The following is a 2,131-nucleotide window of genomic DNA, read 5'->3' as shown; positions in this document are numbered from 1 at the left end:
GCGGGGGCGGGGGGGGCGTTCTGCATACGGTAGACTTGCGTGGTTTGTGTGTGCGCTTCGGCGCGCGTGCGAACGCACCACAGCCCGGAGATGCCGGGTTCGTGGGAGATCGGATGCTGAGGCATCCGTTCGATGAGAGGAACAGAGAATGGCACCGAAGAAGAAGGTGACCGGCCTGATCAAGCTCCAGATCAACGCCGGCGCCGCAAACCCGGCACCGCCGATCGGCCCCGCGCTCGGTCAGCACGGTGTGAACATCATGGAGTTCTGCAAGGCGTACAACGCCGCGACCGAGTCGCAGCGCGGCAACGTCATCCCGGTGGAGATCACCGTCTACGAGGACCGCAGCTTCACGTTCGTCCTGAAGACCCCGCCGGCCGCAGAGCTGATCAAGAAGGCTGCCGGTGTGCAGAAGGCCTCGGCCACGCCGCACACCGTCAAGGTCGGAAAGATCACCAAGGACCAGGTCCGTCAGATCGCCGAGACCAAGCAGGCCGACCTGAACGCGAACGACATCGAGGCCGCCTCGAAGATCATCGCCGGCACCGCCCGTTCCATGGGCATCACGGTCGAGGGCTGAGGAGAACAATCATGACTAAGTCCAAGGCTTACAACGCTGCCGTCGCGAAGATCGAGGCAGACCGTTTCTACACCCCGACCGAGGCTGTCGCTCTCGCGAAGGAGACCGGCTCGGCGAAGTTCGACTCGACCGTCGAGGTCGCGCTCAAGCTTGCGGTCGACCCGCGCAAGGCGGACCAGATGGTGCGCGGCACCGTCATCCTCCCGCACGGTACCGGCAAGACCGCTCGCGTCATCGTGTTCGCCACCGGCCCCGCGGCCGAGGCAGCGATCGCCGCAGGTGCGGATGAGGTCGGCGGCGCCGAGCTCATCGAGAAGGTCGCCGCAGGCTGGACCGACTTCGACTCGGCCGTCTCGACCCCTGAGCTCATGGGCCAGGTGGGTCGACTCGGCAAGGTGCTCGGCCCCCGCGGCCTGATGCCGAACCCGAAGACCGGCACCGTGACCCCGAACACGGCCAAGGCCGTCGAGGAGATCAAGGGCGGAAAGATCGAGTTCCGCGTCGACAAGCACGCCAACGTGCACTTCGTCGTCGGCAAGGCCTCGTTCACCGCTGAGCAGCTCGATGAGAACATCGGCGCTGCCCTCGAGGAGATCGTCCGCCTCAAGCCGTCGAGTGCAAAGGGCCGCTACATCCAGAAGGGTGCGGTGTCGACCACGTTCGGCCCCGGCATCCCGCTGGACGTCAACGCCATCTGAGCATGACCGAAGAAGGGCCCCTGTCATCGAGACAGGGGCCCTTCTCGCGTCCCAGGGGCGACGGATGCGGGCGGGCCGGCGACGACCGCGACCGAGACACGCCCGGGGGACGGGCAGGATTTGCCCGGACCCCGGATCCCGCGTAAGTTATTACTTGTTCGCCCCACAGGGAAGCGGAAAGGCCAAGCGCCTCACCCCCCTCAAGCGGAAGAACAACTCCCGAACTCCTTCTCTCACTTGAGAGTGTGGGCGCTTGCGTCTAGGATAGAGAGTCCCACCTCCTGGATAGCGGTCATCGGCTGCGCATCGGATCTGAGATCCGAAAGCGTCGATTTGACAGGCTCCGCGAGGCGGGTAAGATTGAGAAGTTGCCCTTCGGGCCTGGTTGTGATGACTGGGTCGGGGGAGCGTCCGATCCTTGAGAACTCAACAGCGTGCACTTGTCAAATGCCAAATTATCCTCGTCCATCAATCTTTTGGTTGGTGGTTGAGAATTCCTTTGGATCAAAGACCAATCCTTTTTCGGAGGGGTTGGCATTTTAAATGAAGTCAGTTTGATTCATTTCTTTGGTCAGTTCAAACTCGCTGCGTCGACCTTATTCCGGTTGATGTGGTTTTTTTCTTTTACGGAGAGTTTGATCCTGGCTCAGGATGAACGCTGGCGGCGTGCTTAACACATGCAAGTCGAACGATGAAGCCCAGCTTGCTGGGTGGATTAGTGGCGAACGGGTGAGTAACACGTGAGCAACCTGCCCCTGACTCTGGGATAAGCGCTGGAAACGGCGTCTAATACTGGATACGAACAAGAATCGCATGGTTACTTGTTGGAAAGATTTTTCGGTTGGGGATGGGC

Annotated in this window: 2 protein-coding genes and 1 rRNA gene; all 3 read left to right on the top strand. The window is 61.5% G+C overall.

The window, feature by feature from the left end:
* Positions 1-148: 148 nt before the first annotated feature.
* Complete coding sequence (gene rplK / locus ACNPNP_RS02545; protein ID WP_144792427.1) at positions 149-580, top strand: 50S ribosomal protein L11; 432 nt, start codon at positions 149-151, stop codon at positions 578-580.
* 8 nt (positions 581-588) lie between these two features.
* Complete coding sequence (rplA, locus tag ACNPNP_RS02540; protein ID WP_188435684.1) at positions 589-1,278, top strand: 50S ribosomal protein L1; 690 nt, start codon at positions 589-591, stop codon at positions 1,276-1,278.
* A gap of 623 nt (positions 1,279-1,901) precedes the next feature.
* Positions 1,902-2,131 (top strand): 16S ribosomal RNA (locus ACNPNP_RS02535); the annotation flags it as partial.

It is taken from the genome of Microbacterium xerophyticum, from assembly GCF_053543555.1.
The sequence above is the reverse complement of the archived record's forward strand: the minus strand, read 5'-3'. Positions and strand labels throughout refer to the sequence as shown.